This window comes from Streptomyces sp. NPDC001493 (assembly GCF_053597235.1).
In genome coordinates, this window is sequence record NZ_JBSFHV010000005.1 from 123,386 (window position 1) to 141,959 (window position 18,574).

Consider the following 18,574-nt stretch of genomic DNA (forward strand, 5'->3'; position numbering starts at 1 on the left):
ACGGCCGAGCGGGTGACGTAATGTTGCATTCAACGGCGCGGGGTGGAGCAGCTCGGTAGCTCGCTGGGCTCATAACCCAGAGGTCGCAGGTTCAAATCCTGTCCCCGCTACTAAAGACGAAGGCCCGGATCCAGTGGATCCGGGCCTTCGTCGTGTGCGCGTACGCGGGCGCGCGGAGACGGCCGGCCGGTGAGGAACCCCGGCCGGCCGTGGTGAGCGGATCAGGCGGTCGTCGCCGCGCAGTTCGGACAGAGGCCGCGGTACGTCACCTCGACGCCCGACACCGTGAAGCCGAAGCGCTCCTCGGCCGGCAGGTCGGCCAGCGGGTTGCCGGTCGGGTGGACGTCGCGGATGGCTCCGCAGCCCGCGCAGACCAGGTGGTGGTGCGGGCGGCGGGCGTTCGGGTCGTACCGCTTGGCGCGGCGGTCCGTGGAGACCTCCAGCACCTCGCCGAGCGACACCATCTCGCCCAGGGTGTTGTACACGGTCGCCCGCGAGATCTCGGGCAGCCGGTCCACGGCCCTCGCGTGCACCTCGTCGGCCGTCAGGTGTACGTGTTCGCCGTCGAGGACCTCGGCGACCACGCGGCGCTGCGCCGTCATGCGCCAGCCGCGTCCACGGAGTCGTTCCAGCAGGTCACTCATGACATCAGCGTAACAGTGAGCGGAAGCGAGTCCCGAACTGATGTGACTTTGGATGTTCACTTGACTTGGACAAAGTCCATCGTAGGATCGGATCTGGCAGAAGCCGAGGGAACGGCCGTGCGTGCCGCCGGGAGACGGCGGGCGGGCGGCGCACATCACGCAGGAGGCGCACGTGACGCAGGGACCGCTCACCACGGAGGCCGGAGCGCCGGTCGCCGACAACCAGAACAGCGAGACGGCGGGCATCGGCGGTCCGGTCCTCGTGCAGGACCAGGCGCTGCTGGAGAAGCTCGCCCACTTCAACCGGGAGCGCATCCCGGAGCGCGTGGTGCACGCCCGCGGCGCCGGTGCGTACGGCACCTTCACGCTGACCCGTGACGTCTCGCAGTGGACGCGCGCCGCGTTCCTCTCCGAGGTCGGCAAGGAGACGGAGACCTTCCTCCGCTTCTCGACCGTCGCCGGGAACCTCGGCTCCGCCGACGCCGTACGCGACCCCCGCGGCTTCGCGCTGAAGTTCTACACCGAAGAGGGCAACTACGACCTCGTCGGCAACAACACCCCGGTGTTCTTCATCAAGGACGCCATCAAGTTCCCCGACTTCATCCACACCCAGAAGCGCGACCCGTACACCGGCTCGCAGGAGGCGGACAACGTCTGGGACTTCTGGGGCCTGTCGCCCGAGTCGACCCACCAGGTCACCTGGCTCTTCGGCGACCGCGGGATACCGGCCACGCTGCGCCACATGAACGGGTACGGCTCGCACACCTACCAGTGGAACAACGAGGCCGGCGAGGTCTTCTGGGTCAAGTACCACTTCAAGACCGACCAGGGCATCAAGAACCTCACCACCGACGAGGCCAACCGCCTCTCCGGCGTCGACCCCGACAGCCACCAGCGCGACCTGCGCGAGGCCATTGAGCGCGGCGACTTCCCGTCCTGGACCGTGCAGGTGCAGATCATGCCCGCGGCGGACGCGGCGACCTACCGCTTCAACCCGTTCGACCTCACCAAGGTGTGGCCGCACGAGGACTACCCGCCGGTCGAGATCGGGAAGCTGGAGCTCAACCGCAACCCGGAGAACATCTTCGCCGAGGTCGAGCAGTCCATCTTCAGCCCCGCGCACTTCGTGCCCGGCATCGGCCCGTCCCCGGACAAGATGCTCCAGGGCCGCCTCTTCGCGTACGGCGACGCCCACCGCTACCGCGTCGGCATCAACGCCGACCACCTGCCGGTGAACCGCCCGCACGCCACCGAGGCGCGGACCAACAGCCGTGACGGCTACCTCTACGACGGCCGTCACGCCGGTGCGAAGAACTACGAGCCGAACAGCTTCGGCGGCCCCGCCCAGACCGGCCGGCCGCTCTGGCAGCCCGTCCCGGTCGACGGTACAACCGGCAACCACGAGGCGCCGGTCCACGCCGAGGACGACGACTTCGTGCAGGCGGGCAACCTCTACCGGCTGCTCTCCGAGGACGAGAAGGCGCGGCTGATCGACAACCTCGCCCAGTTCATCGCCAAGGTCTCGCGCGACGGGATCGCCGAGCGAGCGGTGAACAACTTCCGCCAGGCCGACGGCGACTTCGGCAAGCGGCTGGAGGACGCGGTCCAGGCCCTGCGCGCCTGACCACCCCTCGCGTCGTATCGCGTCGCGTACGCGGGGACGGGCCGGACACCACGCATGGGTGTCCGGCCCGTCCCGGTGCCGCCGCCGGGTGCGCCGGGACGGTCAGCCGGCCAGCTCGACCGGGTGGCGGCGCACCGGAGCCCAGCAGCGGATGATGTCGCGGACCGACACCAGCCCGACCGGGCCGTCGTCGTTCAGCACGATCAGGTGCCGGAACCCGCCGTGCGTCATGGCCTCGGCGGCCTCCTCCAGGGTCCAGGTGGGAGCGGCGAAGACCACGTCCGTGGTGGTGTGGCCGGCCACGGCCTCCAGGTCGGGATCCTGGCCGAGCCCGACGGCGTCGAGGACGTCTCGTTCGGTGATGATGCCGAATCCGCAGGTGTCCGGGTCGTGGACGACGGCGGCCCCGACGCGGCGGGCCGACATCAGCGCGGCTGCCTGGCGGAGTGTGTGGGTGGGGCCGATGGTGAGCACCACGGTGGTCATGGCGTCTCGGACCAGCATGACGGGGGCACCTCCTCGGTGGACCGGCCGGAACGTGAGCCGATTCACAAGTTCACAAGCGGGGATTTCAGGATGGCACCCCACTCGCGGCCCGACAAGAGGTACGGGGAGCCACCGCAGGGCGTGCGCGCGCACGCCCCACGGTCCCCGGGCGCCCCGGGCGCTCCGCCGGTCGGGTCGGTACCCCCTGGCCCGGCGGTGCGGCCGTCAGTAGCGCTGGAAGTGATTCGACGAGTTCCTGACCTGCGGGCAGGTAGCCGATCAGCGTTTTGACCTGCGGCTGAGCTATCGGCAGTTGTCGGCATTGGTGGTCTTTGAGTTCCCCTTCACGGCCCCGACGCGGCCCCAAGAGGTTGCGTCAATGGCGGGTTGCCACGCTGTGCTCGTGGAGGCGGAAGTCTAACGATCCGCGAGTGCAGTTGGGCGAGGGAGGCGCCTTGACCCATGGGCTTTGGGGCGGCGATAATGCGAGGCACGCCTACTTCAGTGAGTTTGGTCCTGTGTAGGTCGAGGTGGAGCGTTGGGCAAATTGCGTTGCCCTACTTGTTGGCCACATTCGACTACACCCCGTTTCGTCAAAGGGTGTAGTCCGTGCTTTTCGAGATCGCAGCCATTTTGGGCGTCATACTCCATCCGGTGGTGCGTCTGGTTATCGGCGTTGTTGCGCTTTGCCGTTGCGACAGTCATGACGTGCCGGAAGTTGTTAAGGCTCTGGCCTTCGGCAAGAAGAAGTAATTCCTGGACTGAAGCCCTGAACCGGACGGTTTGGGGCTTCAGTTATGCCGCGCCACCCTGCCCCTGCACACCACTCTCCCCTGCTCCCATCCCGTCCGCTCGGCTCTGCCTGGGTCGGAGGTGGTCGGGATGGGAGCCACCACGACGCCCACCACGCTCCGGCCGGCACTCGCGAACGGCGCCCCCCCGGTGCCGGAGCGCCCCCGCCGGAGGCATGTCTTGAAGCCGCGGGCTCTGGTCTCGGCTCATCCCCTCCCGGCCTATCCACTGTGGGCGCGCGTCGGCGGCGGCGCGCCGAGCGGGTCGGAGGCAGGAGCGTGGGCGCGGCCAGAGCCGGGTGCTTGACATCAAGGCGTGGCAACCCGCCCTCGACACCGCTGGCGTGCCGCGGGGCCGAGAGAGCGGGATGCATGCGCTGAGGCATTTCTACGCGTCCGTGTTGCTGGACGCGGGGGAAAGCATCAAAGCCCTGTCCGAGTACCTGGGGCACCATGACCCTGGGTTCACCCTGCGTACGTATACCACCTGATGCCGAGCAGTGAGAAGCGTACGAAGGAGGCAGTGAACCGGGCCTTCGAGAGCGGCCCCGCCACGGATGACGGCCCCACGACGGCCCCGAGTGCGTGAGGGGATGAGAGAAGCCCAGGTCAGGCCCCAAGCAACGTCAGTAGCGCTGGTTGAGATAGCCCAGCAGTTCGTCGTGGAGCAGGCCGTTCGACGCGGCCGCGTTGCCGCCGCCCGGGCCGGGGACGCCGTCCAGGCCGGTGAAGCTGCCGCCGGCCTCCTGCACCACGATCGCGGTGGCCGCCATGTCCCAGAGCGAGAGCTCGGGCTCCGCACACATGTCCACGGCACCCTCGGCGACCATCATGTACGACCAGAAGTCGCCGTATCCCCGCGTCCGCCAGCAGGCCCGCGACAGGTCGAGGAAACCGTCCAGCCGCCCCTGCTCCTCCCAGCCGGTCAGCGAGGAGTACGCGAAGGAGGCGTCCGCGATCTGCCCGACCTTCGAGACCTGGAGCCGGGTCGCGGCGGTGAGGCTGCGGCCCGAGAACGCGCCGGAACCCTTCGCCGCCCACCAGCGCCGGCTGAGCGCGGGCGCGGAGACCACGCCGACCACCGGCTGGAAACCGTCCTCGCCCGCCTCCATCAGCGAGATCAGGGTCGCCCAGACCGGCACCCCGCGCACGTAGTTCTTGGTGCCGTCGATCGGGTCGATCACCCAGCGCCGGGGGCCGGTGCCCTCCAGCCCGTACTCCTCGCCGAGGATCGCGTCGCGCGGGCGGGCCCGGTGCAGATGGCCGCGGATCAGCTCCTCGGCGGCCTTGTCGGCCTCGCTCACCGGAGTCATGTCCGGTTTGGTCTCCACCTTGAGGTCGAGAGCCTTGAACCGGTCCATCGTCGCCGCGTCGGCGGCGTCCGCCAGTACGTGGGCGAGACGCAGATCATCGTGGTAGTCGGGCATGCCGTCACAGTATCCAGCCGGGTCCGCGCCGGGCCACACGGCCCGGGCGCCACCCGGTCGGAGCACGGGCCTGCGGCCGTGGTCAGTGCGCCGAGCCGGAGAGCTGGAGGCCGATCACACCGATGATCACCAGCGAGATCGAGACGAGCTTCAGGACGGACACCACGTCGTCCAGGAAGACCATGCCGTAGATCGCCGTACCGGCGGCCCCGATGCCGGTCCACACCGCGTAGGCGGGGCCCACGTCGAGCTTCCGCAGCGAGAGGGTCAGCAGACCGAAACTGGCGAGCGCGAACGCGGCGAACGCGATCGTCGGCCAGAGCCGGGTGAAACCGTGCGAGAGCTTCAGACACACGGCGAAGCCGGTCTCCAGCAGTCCTGCGACCACGACCAGCAGCCACGCCATCGTCCGTAGTCCTCCGCCTCGGTGACCGGTCCGCCCGCTCGGTGCGATTATGCCCCTACCACCGTCGCACGGTCGCAAACGTGCGCGAGTCGGGAGGAGCGGACCCGACGCGGCCCGTGACGCCCCGCCCGGAGGACCGGGAACTCAGTCGCCCTCACGCCGTTCGCGCGTCGCCAGCAGCCGGCGCAGCGAGTAGAGCCGTGCCGGGTCGGCGTGTCCGCCGGCCACCCACGCGTCGAGCGCGCACTCCGGCGCGTTGTCGTCGTGGGTGCAGCCGCGCGGGCAGTCCTCGGTGCCGGGCTGGAGGTCGGGGAACGCGTTGATCACCCGCGACGGGTCGATGTGGTGCAGCCCGAACGAGCGCACGCCCGGGGTGTCGACCACCCACCCCGCGCCGTCGGGCAGCGGCAGCGCCAGCGCGGACGTGGTGGTGTGCCGGCCCCGCCCGGTGACCGCGTTGACATGACCCGTCGTACGCCGCCGGTCCTCCGGCACCAGGGCGTTGACCAGCGTGGTCTTGCCGACCCCGGAGTGCCCGACGAAGGCGGTGATCTTGCCGTTCAGCTGCTCGCGCACCCGGTCGGCCGCGTCGCCGTTCGCCAGCTCGTCCCGGTTGGTGACGATGAACGGCACGCCCAGCGGGGTGTACGCCTCCAGGAGCTTGTCCGGGGACGCCAGGTCGGACTTGGTGAGCACCAGGAGCGGGGTCAGCCCGCCGTCGTACGCGGCGACGAGGCACCGGTCGATCATGCGCGGGCGCGGCTCCGGATCGGCGAGCGCCGTGACGATGGCGAGCTGGTCGGCGTTGGCCACCACCACCCGCTCGAACGGGTCGTCGTCGTCGGCCGTGCGCCGCAGCACCGAGCGGCGCTCGCCGATACGGACGATCCGCGCCAGGGTGTCCTTGTCGCCGGAGAGGTCCCCGACGATCGACACGGTGTCGCCGACCACGGCGGCCTTGCGGCCCAGCTCACGGGCCTTCATCGCGACGACCGTCCGCCCCTCGACGAGGCAGGTCAGCCGGCCCCGGTCGACCGTGAGGACCATGCCGTCCTCGGCGTCCTCGTGCTTGGGCCGGGTGTGGGTGCGGGGGCGGTTGCCCTTGCGGTTCGGACGGACGCGGATGTCGTCCTCGTCGGGGTTCTTCCCGTAGCGGCGCATCCTCTAGGCTCCGGCACCGAGCATGCCGGTCCACATGTCCGGGAAGTCCGGCAGGGTCTTCGCGGTCGTCCCCACGTTCTCGATCTCCACCCCGGGCACCACCAGCCCGATGATCGCGCCCGCCGTCGCCATCCGGTGGTCGTCGTAGGTGTGGAACACCCCGCCGCGCAGCGGACGCGGCCGGATGTGCAGCCCGTCCGCCGTCTCGGTGACGTCGCCGCCGAGCTCGTTGATCTCCTTGGTGAGCGCCGCCAGCCGGTCCGTCTCGTGCAGCCGCAGATGGGCGACCCCGCGCAGCGTGGACGGGGAGTCGGCGAGCGCCGCGACGGCCGCGATGCCCGGCGTCAGCTCACCGACCTCGCTCAGGTCCGCGTCGATGCCGTGGATCCGGCCCGAACCCGTGAAGGTGAGGCCCTGCGGCGTCAGCTCGCAGGAACCGCCCATCGCCGTGAACAGCTCGCGCAGCGCGTCCCCGGGCTGCGTGGTGCGCTCCGGCCAGTCGCGTACGGTCACCCGCCCGCCGGTCACCAGGGCGGCGGCCAGGAACGGCTGGGCGTTGGAGAGGTCGGGCTCGATCGTCAGGTCGCGGCCGAGCAGCGCGGAGGGGGAGACCCGCCAGACGTCCGGCTCGCCGCCCGTCTCCGGCTCGTCCACCTGGGCGCCGACCGCGCGCAGCATCTCCACCGTCATCCGGATGTGTGGCATCGACGGCAGCGACGAACCCACGTGCCGTACCTCCACGCCCTGGTTGAACCGGGGGGCGGAGAGCAGCAGCGCCGAGACGAACTGCGAGGAGGCTGAGGCGTCGATGCGTACCGGACCGCCCTCCAGCGCACCCGCGCCGTGCACCGTCAGCGGGAGCGAGCCGCGCCCGCCGTCCTCGATCCGGGCGCCCAGCGCGCGCAGCGCGTCGATGACGCCGTGCAGCGGACGCTCGTACGAACGCGGGTCGCCGTCGAAGTGGACCGGGCCGTCCGCGAGCGTGGCGACCGGGGGCAGGAAGCGCATGACCGTACCGGCGTTGCCGACGTCGACGGTGACCGGGCCGCGCAGCCCGGCCGGGATGACCCGCCACGCCTCGCCGGTGACGTCCGGGCCGCCGGTGGCCGACGAGCTCGACGACACGGTCTCCTCGATGCCGACGCCCATCGCGCGCAGCGCCTGGGCCATCAGCAGGGTGTCGCGGGAGCGCAGCGGCCGGCGGAGCCAGCCGGGCTCGGCGGCGAGGGCGGCCAGGACCAGCGCGCGGTTGGTGACCGACTTGGAACCGGGCACGGTGACGGTCGCGTCGACGGGGCCGCTCGCGTAGGGGGCGGGCCAGAGGGCGGGGTGCACGGAACTTTCGGTCATGCCCTCACTTTAGGGCCTGGCGATCCGGTCGGGCCGGGCCCGGGGCTCCGCACACGCCGGTCAGACCCCCAGCAGCCAGCGTCCGCCGCCGATGAGCGAGCAGAGCGACACCGCGTGGAAGAGGAACACCCAGAGCCAGGCCGGGGCGTCCGTCAGCCGGGCCAGCTGGTCGGCGTCGGAGTCGGGAGCGCCGCCGTGCCGCCGCTTGGACTGGAGCTCGAAGACCGGCCGGACCCCGCCCATCAGCAGGAACCAGACCACCGCGTACGCGAACGCCGACTGCACGGCGGCCGAGGTCAGCCAGGAGACCAGCAGGAAGAGGGAGCCCGTGAAGATCACGGTCAGCGCCCCGTACAGGTTGCGGATCATCACCAGCATCACCGCGAGCAGCGCGGTGGCCAGCCACAGCAGCAGCGTGATGCGGCCGTTGGTCAGCAGCCAGGCGCCGCCGAGGCCGAGCAGCGAGGGCGCGGTGTAGCCGGCGGCGGCGGTCAGGATCATGCCGATGCCGGTCGGCTTCCCCCGGCTGACGGTCAGCCCGCTGGTGTCCGAGTGCAGCCGGATGCCGGAGAGCCGGCGCCCGGTGAGCAGGGCGATCAGCCCGTGCCCGCCCTCGTGCGCGATGGTGATCGAGTTACGGGTCAGCCGCCACAGGACGTTGGGTACGACGGCGACGAGCGCGGCGGTCGCGGTCACCACCACCAGCCACTGCTCCGGAGCGGGCTGGGTGCCGAACACCCGGTCCCACAGGGCGCCCAGTTCGTTGCTGTCCATTGCGGCTGGGACTCCTTGCGGCGGGGGAGGGGTTTCGTGGCAGGCTGGCAGACATGTGCGGACGTTATGCGGCGAGCCGGCGGCCCGAGGACCTGACCGGACTCTTCCAGGTGGAGCGGTGGGACCCGGACGAGACCCTGGACCCCGACTGGAACGTGGCGCCGACCAAGGAGGTCTACGCCGTACTCGAGCGTCCCTTGAAAGACGCGGCGGACCGCCGTCCGGTTCGCCAGCTCCGTACCCTCAAGTGGGGCCTCGTACCCTCCTGGTCCAAGACGCCGGAGGGCGCCGCGCGGATGATCAACGCCCGCGCCGAGACCGTCCACGAGAAGCCCTCCTTCCGCAAGGCATTCCTCCAGCGCCGCTGCATCCTCCCCGCCGACGGCTACTACGAGTGGATGACCGGCGCCGACGAGCGGCAGCTGGAGGAGGAGGGGAAGAAGAAGCGGCCCCGCAAGCAGCCGTACTTCGTGACCCCCGCCGACGGGTCCGTCTTCGCGATGGCCGGGCTCTACGAGTTCTGGCGCGACGCCACCCTCCCGCCCGGCCACCCGCAGGCGTGGTGGGCGACCTGCTCCGTGCTCACCACCGAGGCGGAGACCACCCCGCTCGCCGTCGCCCCCGCCGAGGGCCCGTCCGCGCTCGCCGACATCCACCCCCGGATGCCCCTGATGCTGACGCCCGACCGCTGGGACGCCTGGCTCGACCCCGCGCGCACCGACAGCGAGGAGCTGCGCGCGCTGACCGCCCCGCCCGAGGGCGGACTGATGCGCGCCTACCCCGTCGCCACCGCTGTCAGCAACGTCCGCAACAACGGCCCCGAACTCCAGGAGGAGCTGGCCGCGCCCGAGGAGGCCACGCTGTTCTGACGGCGGGCCGGACACCGGCAGGATGGGGTCCATGAGCAGCGAGCGAAACGTCGAGGGCGGGCGGCCCGTCACCGTCGAAACCCCCGCGGGGGAGGCCCGGATCACCTGGTTCCCGGCGCCCGGCGCCCGGCTGGTGCTGGCCCTCGGCCACGGCGCCGGCGGCGGCATCGAGGCACGGGACCTGGCGGCCCTGGCCGCCGCCGCACCCGGACACGGGGTGAGCGTCGCCCTGGTGGAGCAGCCCTGGCGGGTCGCCGGCAAGAAGGTCGCCCCGGCCCCGAAGACCCTGGACACCGGCTGGCGGGCCCTCTGGCCCGAGCTCGCCGCCCCCGGCCTGCCGGTCGTCGCGGGCGGGCGGAGCGCCGGGGCGCGGGTCGCCTGCCGCACGGCAGGCGAGCTCGGCGCCCACGCCGTCCTCGCGCTCAGCTTCCCGCTGCACCCGCCGGGCAGGCCCGAGAAGTCCCGCGCCGACGAGCTGCTGGGCACCGGCGTCCCCACCCTGGTGGTGCAGGCCGGCAACGACCCCTTCGGCCGCCCCGCCGAATTCCCCGCCGGTACGTACGAGATGGCCGAGGTCCCGCACGGCGACCACGGCTTCGCGGTGCCCAAGCGCTCCGGCCTGACGGAGGCCCAGACGATGGAGATCCTGACCGGGGCCGTCGGCGGCTGGCTGGACCGGCTCCCCGTCTGAGCCGGCCGGCACCCCGCGGGAGTGGTCCCCGTCACACCCGGCCGGGGGCCCACGGGCGTGGGGAATGCGGGCCGAGGGGCCGCTGTTGTTCGGTACATCGGCGCCCGGTACGCCGAGGCGATCGGTACACCGGCACTCCGGTACACCGGCACACGTCTTCTGGTTGTGGAGAGGGAGTCCGTCGCATGGGTTCGACCATCTGCCCGCGCCGCTCGAACGGCGCGGACCTGGAGTGGACGGTGCTCCACGCGCCGAAGGTCACTCCCGAGCGCGCGCCGGGCGGAAGCAACCGACCGCACGCGCGGAACCAAGGTCGACTATTCTCCGAGGCGAGCGGGTCCGGTTTCGGCCCCGCAACAGCGTTGGAGGAGGTGGGTCCGGTCACTGGTAACGACACAGGGACCGACGACGGCCGCCCGGAGGAGACGACGGACGAGCGGAACGCACGTTTCGAGCGGGACGCGCTCGTCTTTCTCGACCAGATGTACTCCGCGGCGCTGCGCATGACGCGCAACCCCGCGGACGCCGAGGACCTGGTCCAGGAGACCTACGCGAAGGCGTACGGCTCCTTCCACCAGTTCCGCGAGGGCACCAACCTCAAGGCGTGGATGTACCGCATTCTCACCAACACCTTCATCAACTCGTACCGCAAGAAGCAGCGTGAGCCCCAGCGAAGCGCCGCCGAGGAGATCGAGGACTGGCAGCTGGCGCGGGCCGAGTCGCACATGTCGACCGGACTGCGATCGGCCGAGTCCCAGGCTCTCGACCACCTCCCGGACTCCGACGTGAAGTCGGCGCTCCAGGCGATCCCCGAGGAATTCCGCATAGCGGTCTATCTCGCGGACGTCGAGGGCTTTGCCTACAAGGAGATCGCGGACATCATGGGGACTCCCATCGGTACGGTGATGTCCCGACTGCACCGCGGACGCCGCCAGCTGCGCGGCATGCTGGAGGACTACGCCCGCGAGCGCGGGCTGGTTCCCGCCGGCGCCGGTGAGTCGGACGATCGGAAAGGCTCGGCCTCATGAGCTGCGGAGAGCCGCACGAGACGGACTGCTCAGAGGTTCTCGACCATCTCTACGAGTTCCTCGACCACGAGATGCCCGAGGGCGACTGCACCAAGTTCGAGACGCACTTCGGTGAGTGCTCCCCGTGCCTGGAGAAGTACGGCCTGGAGCAGGCCGTGAAGAAGCTGGTCAAGCGCTGCTGCGGTCAGGACGACGTCCCGACCGACCTGCGCTCGAAGGTGATGGGGCGGATCGACCTGATCCGCTCCGGCCAGGCCGTGCCGGACCAGGACGTGTCGCTGGGCGACACGGGCCGTCCGGCGGCCACCGCCGAATAGCACCTGAACGACGCCCGGGAGGCGCACCGCGCGGGACGCGGTGCGCCTCCCGCGCGTTCCGGGCGGTCGCGGGGCCCTCTTCCGGTCCGTCGCCCGCCCGCCCGCGCGTGACGGCGAGGTCCGCTTAGCATCCGCCCCCCGGCCGCATCACCCGAACGCGCTAATCAGGATCGTTGCGCCACCTGCGCTCCGTCCACTCGCTAGCGTGACGCCTCCATCGACCACGCGGGGGCGGGTGCAGGCATGAGGAGAACACCGGTCGCGGCACGCGCGTTCATCGCGGCCGTGGCGGTCTGCGCCCTGGGCTGCCTCGGTCCCGTACTCACCCAGGTCCCCTGGACCGGACCGGAGCGCGCCGGGAGCGGCGGGACGCCGGTGGCCTGGCACACGCTCGGCCTGCTGGCCGCGGTCTACCTGGCGGGCGAACTCCCCGGCCGCTGCCCCTTCTTCGGCGAGCGGGTGCCCGTCCGGGCCGGATCGTTCTTCCCGTTCCTGTTCGCGGCCGCCTTCCTGCTGCCGCCCTCGGCCGCCGCGCTCGTCGCCGTACCCGGAGCGCTGGCCGGCCGGGTCGAGCACCGGCCGGCCGCCGCACGCAGGATCTGGCGGGCCGCGCAGCTCGCGGTGACCGTCTGGGCCGCCTCCTCGGTCTACGGGGCGTTCGCCGGTGCGGGCGCGCTGGGCGGTCCGCACGGGCCGGGCGGGCAGCGGGGTGCCGCGCCGGACTTCCCGTACGTGCTGCTGCCCGCCTGCGCCGCCGCCCTCGTCTTCAGCCTCGTCCTCGCCCTGCTCGACGGCGCCATCCGGGTACCGGCCGAACACCTCCCCGTCAGGAGCGCCTGGCACGGGCTGTTCGCCTCCTCGACCGGGCCGCACCTCGTGCACGCGCTCGCCGGGCTGATGATGGCGGTGCTGTGGCGCGGCCCGTACGGCCCGCTCTCCTCGCTCTTCGTCCTGCTGCCGATGTACATCTCCTGCTGGGTCTTCGCCCAGTACCACCGGGAGCACGCCGCGCACCGGGCCACCATCCGCGCCCTCGTGCAGGCCGTCGACATCAAGGACACCTACACGCGCGGCCACAGCGAGCGCGTCGGCCGCGCCTCCGTCCTCATCGCCCGTGAGATCGGCATGGCGCCCGAGCGGGTGGAGGCCCTCCGCTTCGCCGGCATCCTGCACGACGTCGGCAAGCTCGGCGTACCGACCCGGGTGCTGCGCAAGGACGGGCCGCTCACCCCGGAGGAACGGCGGGTCATCGAACTGCACCCCGAGTACGGCCACGAGATCGTGCGGGGCATCGACTTCCTCGACGAGGCCAGGGCGGCGATCCTCCACCACCACGAGCGGCTGGACGGAACCGGCTACCCGCACGGGCTCCGGGGCGCCCACATCCCCGAGTTCGCCCGGGTGGTCGCCGTCGCCGACGCCTTCGACGCCATGACCTCCAACCGCTCCTACCGGCGCGGGCGCCCGGTGGAGGCCGCCGTGGAGGAGCTGCTCCGCTGCGCGGGCAGCCAGTTCGACCCCCGGATGGTGCGGGCCCTGGTGCGTGCCGTGGACCGGTACGGCTGGTCCGCGGCGACGGTCGCCGTGACCTCGGACGAGGCCACGCTGCCGCCCCCGCGCGGGCAGGCGCCGGCCGCCGGGGGAGCGGCGGGAGCGGCGGGCACCGGCCGGACCGCCGAGGGCGACGGACGGAGCGAACGGTGACCGGCTTCCCACGCGTTCCCGGCTTCTCCGGCACCCCCGGCTTCTCCGGTGGAGGGTCGCCGTCCGGTGGCGGGTCGCCGCCCGCCGTCCGCGCGCTGCACCTCGCCGCCCTGGCGCTGACGCTCGTCGCCGTGGTCCACACCCTCCGGTCCGGGTTCGCCGAACCCGGCCATGCCCTCGCCTTCGGCGCGCTCGTCGCCCTCGGCGAGCTGGCGGCCCTGGTCCGGTACGGGCAGGGGGCGCGGGGACGGGTGCCCGGCGAGCGGGAACCCGCGCCGCTCGGTGCCGCCGGGGCCCTCGCGTACGCCCTGCTCGGGCGCAGCGCCGGGGAGCCGACCGGGCAGGGGGTGCTCCAGGTGGTCACCGTCGTCGTCGCGGCCCAGCTCCTCGCCGCCGTGCCGCTGCTCAGGGGTGTGCCGAAAGTCCCGCCCGTCCCGCGTTCCGGGCGGAAGGCGCCGCTTCCGGCGCCCGGCCCGGTGCGCGGCGGCGGTCCCGAGTCCGACCGGGCGGCCCGCCGGGTCCTGACCGTCGCCTTCGCCGCCGTCTGCTTCCAGCCGTTGCGCGATGCCGAGCAGTTCACCGGTGCGCTGGGGGAGGGGCCCGCGTACGCCGCCTTCCTGGTCGGGCTGCTGGGGCTGACGGCGCTGTGCGACGCGGTGCTCGCCGCGTTCGTGGAGGCGGCGCGGACCCGCTATCCGTTCGGCTCGCACCTGCGCGACGAGCTTTGCGGCCTGCCCGGCATCGGCTCGGCGGTCTGCGCGACCGGCGCGGTGATGGCGCTCGGGGTGGCGGTCGCCGGGCTGTGGGCGCTGCCCGTGGTGTGCGTCCCGCTCCTCCTCACGCAGGTCTCCTTCCGCCGGTACGCGGCGGTCCGCGCGACCTACCGGCAGACCATCGCCTCGCTGGCCCGCGCGACCGAGATCGCCGGGTACACCCCGCACGGCCACGCCCGCCGGGTCGCCGAGCTCTGCACGGCGGTCGGGCGCGAGCTGGGGCTGGCGGGCGGCGAGCTGACCGTGCTGGAGTACGCGGCGCTGATGCACGACATCGGCCAGCTCTCCCTCGTCGATCCGCTGGCGGACGGGGCCACCGCCCGGCTGCCCGCCGCCGAGCAGCGCCGGATCGCGCTGCTGGGCGGGGCCGTGGTGCGGCAGACCGGGGTGGACGCGAAGGTGGCGGTGGTGGTGGAACGGCAGGCGGACCCGTACCGGGAGCAGCCGCTCACCGCGCGGATCGTCCGTACCGTCAACGCGTACGAGGACCTGCGCGGGGAAGGCGTGGGAGGGGCTCTGGAGGCTCTGGAGCAGTTGCGCATCGGCACCGGCCACGACTACCAGCCGCAGGTGGTCGAGGCACTGGCCGGAGTCCTGGCGAGGGGCGGCCCGCCCCGGGTACGGGCGGGGTAACCCATGGGTAATGAGCGGGCGTCCGGCCGGGCATGGTTGGATGCGAAAGAAGAGGGTGTCCATTCGGGACAGGCGGGAATCGTGAGGATCTTCGGGAAGGCACGGCATCGGCCGTCCGCCTCGTGGCGGCAGGCCACGGACCGCGCGTTCACGCTGATCGGCGACGGCCGGTACGAGGACGCGGGAGCGCTGCTGACGCGCGCGGCGGACCTGGAACCCTGGCTCTCCGAGTCCTGGTTCAACCTGGCGCTGCTGCACAAGTTCCGGCACGACTGGGAGCAGGCGCGGTCGGCGGGACTGCGGGCCGTCGCACTGCTGGACCGCGAGTCCGGTGCGCCGGACTGGTGGAACGTCGGCATCGCCGCGACCGCGCTGCAGGACTGGCCGCTGGCCCGCCGGGCCTGGCAGGCGTACGGGCTGAAGGTGCCCGGCACCGGGGCGCAGGGCGCCGCCGCCACCACCGAGCCGACCGGTATGGAGCTGGGCAGCGCCGCGGTGCGGCTGTCGCCGGAGGGCGAGGCCGAGGTGGTCTGGGGGCGCCGGCTCGACCCGGCCCGGATCGAGGTGCTGTCGATCCCGCTGCCGTCCTCCGGACGCCGCTGGGGCGAGGTCGTGCTGCACGACGGGGTGCCCAACGGGGAGCGGGTGACCGCGGCCGGTCCGTCGTACCCGGTCTTCGACGAGATCGAGCTGTGGGCGCCCTCGCCGGTGCCGACCTGGGTGGTGCTGCTGGAGGCGGCCACCGAGGAGGACCGGGACGCGCTGGAGAAGCTCGCCTCGGACGCCGGGTTCGCCGCCGAGGACTGGTCCTCGTCGGTGCGGCTGCTCTGCCGGTCCTGTTCGGAGAGCCGGATGGAGAGCGACGAGGGCGACGGCGAGCACCTCGACCCGCACGACCACAGTGAGCCCGGCCACCCCGGCCCGCTGGGGCACCGTACGGCGGGCGGCCTCTGGGCCCCCGAACGCGAGTGCGGTCTCGCCGCCCCGGCCGGGCTGGTGCGGGGGCTGCTGGACGGCTGGGTCGCCGACAGCCCGGACAGCCGCGAGTGGCGGGATCTCGAAGAGGTCTGCTGACCGTGCTCCCGGTCCCGGTCTCCCCGTAGGCTGTACCGGCACCGGATTGCGCGGTGCGGATCTGCCCGGACTCGGGTTTCGGGTTTTCGGGGTACACGGTTTGCAGGAAGGCGTACGGCGGACATGTCGCAGCAGGAGACGGACGAGCGGATCGGCGTGGACGACGAGGGTTTCGTCGTGGACACGGAGGACTGCGAGGAGCGTGAGGCGGCGTACCGCGAGCGCGGGACCTCCCGTCCGATCACGGTCGTCGGCAACCCGGTCCTGCACAAGGAGTGCCAGGACGTCACGGAGTTCGGTGACGAGCTGGCGCGGCTGATCGACGACATGTTCGCCAGCCAGCGGACCGCCGAGGGCGTGGGCCTGGCCGCGAACCAGATCGGTGTGGACCAGAAGGTCTTCGTCTACGACTGCCCGGACGACGACGGGGTGCGGCACGTGGGTGTCGTCGTCAACCCGGTCCTGGAGGAGCTGCCCCCGGAGGCCCGGGTGCTGGACGACTCCAACGAGGGCTGCCTGTCGGTCCCGACCGCCTACGCCGAGCTGGCCCGCCCGGACTACGCCGTGGTGAGCGGCCGGGACGCGCAGGGCAACCCGATCAAGGTGCGGGGCACCGGCTACTTCGCGCGCTGCCTCCAGCACGAGACGGACCACCTCTACGGCTACCTCTACATCGACCGGCTGTCGAAGCGGGACCGCAAGGAGGCGCTGAAGCAGATGGCCGAGGGCACCCCGCGCTACGAGATCGTCGCCAACGGCTGATCAGGGCGCGTGCGTCGACGGAAAGGGGCCCGGCCGCCGGAGAACACTTCGGCGTCCGGGCCCCTTTCGGGTGCTGGATGCATCAATCAGGCTTTCTCCAGGGGGAGTTGACGCGCGTCGACCGCTGCGACAGGCTCGCTGTCACATCGCACCGCGAGCACCTCGCAACGCGAGTACATCGCGCCACGGGTCGCATGCGGCCGCGAGTCACACTCCACCGCGAGAGGGAGCACCCCACATGCTCAGGCGTACCGCGCGTGTCCTGCTCGGATTTGTCATGACCATCTCACTGGCGTGGGGCGGGGCCGTACTCACGGCCGGAACCGCCCACGCGGACGGCTGTTTCACCTTCACCCGCACCCTGTCCTCCGGCGCCACCGGCAACGACGTCACCCAGCTCCAGATCCGGGTCGCCGGATACCCCGGGTACAACTCGGTGCTCGCCGTCGACGGCTCGTACGGCCCCGCCACCACCGCCGCCGTCAAGCGCTTCCAGGCCGCGTACGGCCTCACCGCCGACGGTATCGCCGGACCGGCCACCCAGGCCAAGATCTACGCGCTCCAGGACGACGACTGCACCCCGGTCCACTTCACGTACGCGGAGCTGAACACCTGCAACAGCACCTGGGCGGGCGGGGCGGTCGCGGCCGGGACGGCGAAGGCCAACGCCCTCTCCAGCATGTGGAAGCTGGAGGCGCTGCGGCACGCCCTCGGCGACCAGCCGATCCGCGTCACCAGCGGTTTCCGGTCCACCTCCTGCAACTCGGCGGTGGGCGGCGCCTCGGGCAGCCGCCATCTGTACGGCGACGCCGTCGACCTCGGGGTCGGGGCGCACTCGCTCTGCACCATGGCGCTCCAGGCCCGCAACCACGGCTTCAACGGAATCCTCGGCCCGGGCTACCCGGACCACGGCGACCACGTGCACGTCAACCAGGGGCCGAGCCACTTCTGGTCGGCCTCCAGCTGCGGCATCTGACCGGCCGCACCCCCACGCGTACGCACGGCCCCGCGGACACCGACCGTGGGGCCGTGCACCGCTCTCAGGCCATCTCCGGCACCTCGGACGGGCCCCGGAACGTCCGCCGGTAGGCGTTCGGGGTCGTACCCAGCGAGCGTACGAACTGGTGCCGCAGGGCCGCCGCGTTGCCGAAGCCGGTCTGCCCCGCGATCGCCTCCATGGTCTCGTCGGAGGTCTCCAGCAGGTGCTGGGCCAGCAGCACCCGCTGCCGCAGCAGCCAGCGGTAGGGGGTGGTGCCCGTCTCCTGCTGGAAGCGGCGCGCGTAGGTGCGGGGCGACATGTGGGCGAGGGCCGCGAGCTGGTCGACGGTCATCTCCTGGTCGAGGTGGTTCTCCATCCACGCCAGGGTGTCCCCGACGGTGTCGCAACGGGTGCGCGGCAACGGACGCTTCACGTACTGCGCCTGGCCGCCGTCCCGGTGCGGGGGGACCACCATCCGGCGGGCGATGACGTTGGCGACATCCTGGCCGTACTCCTGGCGCACCAGATGCAGACATGCGTCGATGCCGGCCGCCGTCCCGGCCGAGGTGATCACCTGGCCCTCGTCGACGTAGAGCACGTCCGGCTCCACCCGGGCCAGCGGGAAGCGCCGGGCCAGCTCGTCGGAGTGCCGCCAGTGCGTGGTGCAGCGGCGGCCGTCCAGCAGCCCCGCCGCTCCGAGGACGAACGCGCCGGAGCAGACGCTGAGTACCCGCGCGCCCCGGTCCACCGCCCGGCGCAGCGCGTCCAGCACCTCGGCCGGGTACTCCCGGGCGATGAAGTGGCTGCCGGCCGGCACGGCGACGAGGTCGGCCTCCTCCAGCCGTTCGAGGCCGTGCGGGGTGGTGAGGGTGAAACCGGCGTGGGTGCGCAGCGACGGGCCCTCCGCCGACACCACCGCGAAATCGTGCACCGGCAGCCCCTCGTCGCTGCGGTCGAGGCCGAACACCTCGCACAGCACGCCGAGTTCGAAGGGATGGACCTCGTCCAGCAGCAGGGCGGCGACGTTTTTCAGCATGAGGGCAGTGTGCCAGGAGTGTGGCAGCAATTCGAGGGTTGGTGA

At 72.1% G+C, this 18,574-nt stretch carries 19 protein-coding genes, 1 tRNA gene and 1 pseudogene; 13 read left to right on the top strand and 8 right to left on the bottom strand.

The features are described from left to right. Positions 1-36 precede the first annotated feature (36 nt). Positions 37-110: transfer RNA gene (locus ACWCWD_RS10010), tRNA-Met, on the top strand. Between the two features lie 111 nt (positions 111-221). Here ACWCWD_RS10010 and ACWCWD_RS10015 read toward each other — a convergent pair. Beyond that, entirely contained in the window at positions 222-644 is a 423-nt protein-coding gene (locus tag ACWCWD_RS10015; protein ID WP_450771637.1) for a Fur family transcriptional regulator, read from the bottom strand. A gap of 154 nt (positions 645-798) precedes the next feature. On the opposite strand from ACWCWD_RS10015, the gene ACWCWD_RS10020 reads away from it, so the two are divergent. Further along, positions 799-2,268 carry a catalase gene (locus tag ACWCWD_RS10020; protein WP_450771919.1) on the top strand — a complete coding sequence of 490 codons (1,470 nt, stop codon included), beginning with the start codon at positions 799-801 and terminating at the stop codon, positions 2,266-2,268. A gap of 102 nt (positions 2,269-2,370) precedes the next feature. Here ACWCWD_RS10020 and ACWCWD_RS10025 read toward each other — a convergent pair whose 3' ends face one another. Further along, entirely contained in the window at positions 2,371-2,772 is a 402-nt protein-coding gene (locus ACWCWD_RS10025) for a CBS domain-containing protein (RefSeq protein WP_450771638.1), read from the bottom strand. A 591-nt stretch (positions 2,773-3,363) separates the two neighbouring features. On the opposite strand from ACWCWD_RS10025, the gene ACWCWD_RS10030 reads away from it, so the two are divergent. Then, the gene (locus tag ACWCWD_RS10030) at positions 3,364-3,507 is read left to right on the top strand and encodes a hypothetical protein (protein ID WP_450771639.1); all 144 of its coding nucleotides are present in this window, start codon (positions 3,364-3,366) and stop codon (positions 3,505-3,507) included. A 349-nt stretch (positions 3,508-3,856) separates the two neighbouring features. Next, positions 3,857-4,134, top strand: a pseudogene (locus ACWCWD_RS10035) (tyrosine-type recombinase/integrase); the annotation flags it as partial. Between the two features lie 37 nt (positions 4,135-4,171). On the opposite strand, the gene hisN reads toward ACWCWD_RS10035, so the two are convergent. From hisN to ACWCWD_RS10060, 5 genes are all read right to left on the bottom strand, one after another. Further along, on the bottom strand, positions 4,172-4,972 hold the full coding sequence (hisN, locus tag ACWCWD_RS10040) for a histidinol-phosphatase (protein ID WP_450771640.1): 801 nt from the start codon (positions 4,970-4,972) through the stop codon (positions 4,172-4,174). An 82-nt stretch (positions 4,973-5,054) separates the two neighbouring features. Beyond that, complete coding sequence (locus ACWCWD_RS10045; protein ID WP_327177888.1) at positions 5,055-5,378, bottom strand: DMT family transporter; 324 nt, start codon at positions 5,376-5,378, stop codon at positions 5,055-5,057. 144 nt (positions 5,379-5,522) lie between these two features. Beyond that, positions 5,523-6,539 carry a ribosome small subunit-dependent GTPase A gene (rsgA, locus tag ACWCWD_RS10050; protein ID WP_450771643.1) on the bottom strand — a complete coding sequence of 339 codons (1,017 nt, stop codon included), beginning with the start codon at positions 6,537-6,539 and terminating at the stop codon, positions 5,523-5,525. 3 nt (positions 6,540-6,542) lie between these two features. Then, the gene (gene aroA, locus ACWCWD_RS10055) at positions 6,543-7,889 is read right to left on the bottom strand and encodes a 3-phosphoshikimate 1-carboxyvinyltransferase (protein ID WP_450771645.1); all 1,347 of its coding nucleotides are present in this window, start codon (positions 7,887-7,889) and stop codon (positions 6,543-6,545) included. Between the two features lie 60 nt (positions 7,890-7,949). Beyond that, positions 7,950-8,663, bottom strand: a complete 714-nt coding sequence (locus tag ACWCWD_RS10060) for a M50 family metallopeptidase (RefSeq protein WP_450771646.1) — start codon at positions 8,661-8,663, stop codon at positions 7,950-7,952. A 53-nt stretch (positions 8,664-8,716) separates the two neighbouring features. Between ACWCWD_RS10060 and ACWCWD_RS10065 the strand changes: the two genes are divergently transcribed. The 9 genes from ACWCWD_RS10065 (at position 8,717) to ACWCWD_RS10105 (ending at position 17,490) form a co-directional block, all read left to right on the top strand. Beyond that, positions 8,717-9,532 (top strand): SOS response-associated peptidase, encoded by an 816-nt coding sequence (locus ACWCWD_RS10065; protein ID WP_450771648.1) that lies wholly within the window; start codon positions 8,717-8,719, stop codon positions 9,530-9,532. Between the two features lie 31 nt (positions 9,533-9,563). Continuing rightward, positions 9,564-10,223: an alpha/beta hydrolase family protein gene (locus ACWCWD_RS10070; protein ID WP_450771650.1), complete on the top strand. Its 660-nt coding sequence runs from the start codon at positions 9,564-9,566 to the stop codon at positions 10,221-10,223. 371 nt (positions 10,224-10,594) lie between these two features. Then, positions 10,595-11,251 (top strand): sigma-70 family RNA polymerase sigma factor, encoded by a 657-nt coding sequence (locus ACWCWD_RS10075; protein ID WP_266708915.1) that lies wholly within the window; start codon positions 10,595-10,597, stop codon positions 11,249-11,251. Continuing rightward, the gene (gene rsrA / locus ACWCWD_RS10080) at positions 11,248-11,568 is read left to right on the top strand and encodes a mycothiol system anti-sigma-R factor (RefSeq protein ID WP_266708917.1); all 321 of its coding nucleotides are present in this window, start codon (positions 11,248-11,250) and stop codon (positions 11,566-11,568) included. Before ACWCWD_RS10075 ends, rsrA begins: the two co-directional genes overlap by 4 nt. 243 nt (positions 11,569-11,811) lie before the next feature. Further along, entirely contained in the window at positions 11,812-13,272 is a 1,461-nt protein-coding gene (locus tag ACWCWD_RS10085; protein ID WP_450771652.1) for an HD-GYP domain-containing protein, read from the top strand. 95 nt (positions 13,273-13,367) lie between these two features. Continuing rightward, positions 13,368-14,678, top strand: coding sequence for an HD-GYP domain-containing protein (locus tag ACWCWD_RS10090; protein WP_450771921.1), 1,311 nt, complete (start codon positions 13,368-13,370; stop codon positions 14,676-14,678). 81 nt (positions 14,679-14,759) lie between these two features. Continuing rightward, positions 14,760-15,752, top strand: a complete 993-nt coding sequence (locus ACWCWD_RS10095) for a tetratricopeptide repeat protein (protein ID WP_328719507.1) — start codon at positions 14,760-14,762, stop codon at positions 15,750-15,752. Positions 15,753-15,875: 123 nt separating this feature from the next. Continuing rightward, positions 15,876-16,514, top strand: coding sequence for a peptide deformylase (gene def / locus ACWCWD_RS10100; RefSeq protein WP_450771654.1), 639 nt, complete (start codon positions 15,876-15,878; stop codon positions 16,512-16,514). 238 nt (positions 16,515-16,752) lie between these two features. Beyond that, positions 16,753-17,490, top strand: a complete 738-nt coding sequence (locus ACWCWD_RS10105) for a D-Ala-D-Ala carboxypeptidase family metallohydrolase (protein ID WP_450771656.1) — start codon at positions 16,753-16,755, stop codon at positions 17,488-17,490. A 64-nt stretch (positions 17,491-17,554) separates the two neighbouring features. On the opposite strand, the gene ACWCWD_RS10110 is transcribed toward ACWCWD_RS10105, so the two are convergent. Beyond that, a complete protein-coding gene (locus ACWCWD_RS10110; RefSeq protein WP_450771658.1) occupies positions 17,555-18,529 on the bottom strand; it encodes a GlxA family transcriptional regulator in 975 nt (324 codons plus the stop codon). Positions 18,530-18,574 lie beyond the last annotated feature (45 nt).

Coding starts and splice junctions, on each gene's coding strand:
- ACWCWD_RS10085 (WP_450771652.1), top strand. CDS start 11,812: ATGAGGAGAACACCGGTCGCGGCACGCGCGTTCATCGCGGCCGTGGCG.
- rsgA (WP_450771643.1), bottom strand. CDS start 6,539: ATGCGCCGCTACGGGAAGAACCCCGACGAGGACGACATCCGCGTCCGT.
- ACWCWD_RS10105 (WP_450771656.1), top strand. CDS start 16,753: ATGCTCAGGCGTACCGCGCGTGTCCTGCTCGGATTTGTCATGACCATC.
- def (WP_450771654.1), top strand. CDS start 15,876: ATGTCGCAGCAGGAGACGGACGAGCGGATCGGCGTGGACGACGAGGGT.
- ACWCWD_RS10110 (WP_450771658.1), bottom strand. CDS start 18,529: ATGCTGAAAAACGTCGCCGCCCTGCTGCTGGACGAGGTCCATCCCTTC.
- ACWCWD_RS10065 (WP_450771648.1), top strand. CDS start 8,717: ATGTGCGGACGTTATGCGGCGAGCCGGCGGCCCGAGGACCTGACCGGA.
- ACWCWD_RS10045 (WP_327177888.1), bottom strand. CDS start 5,378: ATGGCGTGGCTGCTGGTCGTGGTCGCAGGACTGCTGGAGACCGGCTTC.
- hisN (WP_450771640.1), bottom strand. CDS start 4,972: ATGCCCGACTACCACGATGATCTGCGTCTCGCCCACGTACTGGCGGAC.
- ACWCWD_RS10015 (WP_450771637.1), bottom strand. CDS start 644: ATGAGTGACCTGCTGGAACGACTCCGTGGACGCGGCTGGCGCATGACG.
- aroA (WP_450771645.1), bottom strand. CDS start 7,889: ATGACCGAAAGTTCCGTGCACCCCGCCCTCTGGCCCGCCCCCTACGCG.
- ACWCWD_RS10070 (WP_450771650.1), top strand. CDS start 9,564: ATGAGCAGCGAGCGAAACGTCGAGGGCGGGCGGCCCGTCACCGTCGAA.
- rsrA (WP_266708917.1), top strand. CDS start 11,248: ATGAGCTGCGGAGAGCCGCACGAGACGGACTGCTCAGAGGTTCTCGAC.
- ACWCWD_RS10060 (WP_450771646.1), bottom strand. CDS start 8,663: ATGGACAGCAACGAACTGGGCGCCCTGTGGGACCGGGTGTTCGGCACC.
- ACWCWD_RS10025 (WP_450771638.1), bottom strand. CDS start 2,772: ATGCTGGTCCGAGACGCCATGACCACCGTGGTGCTCACCATCGGCCCC.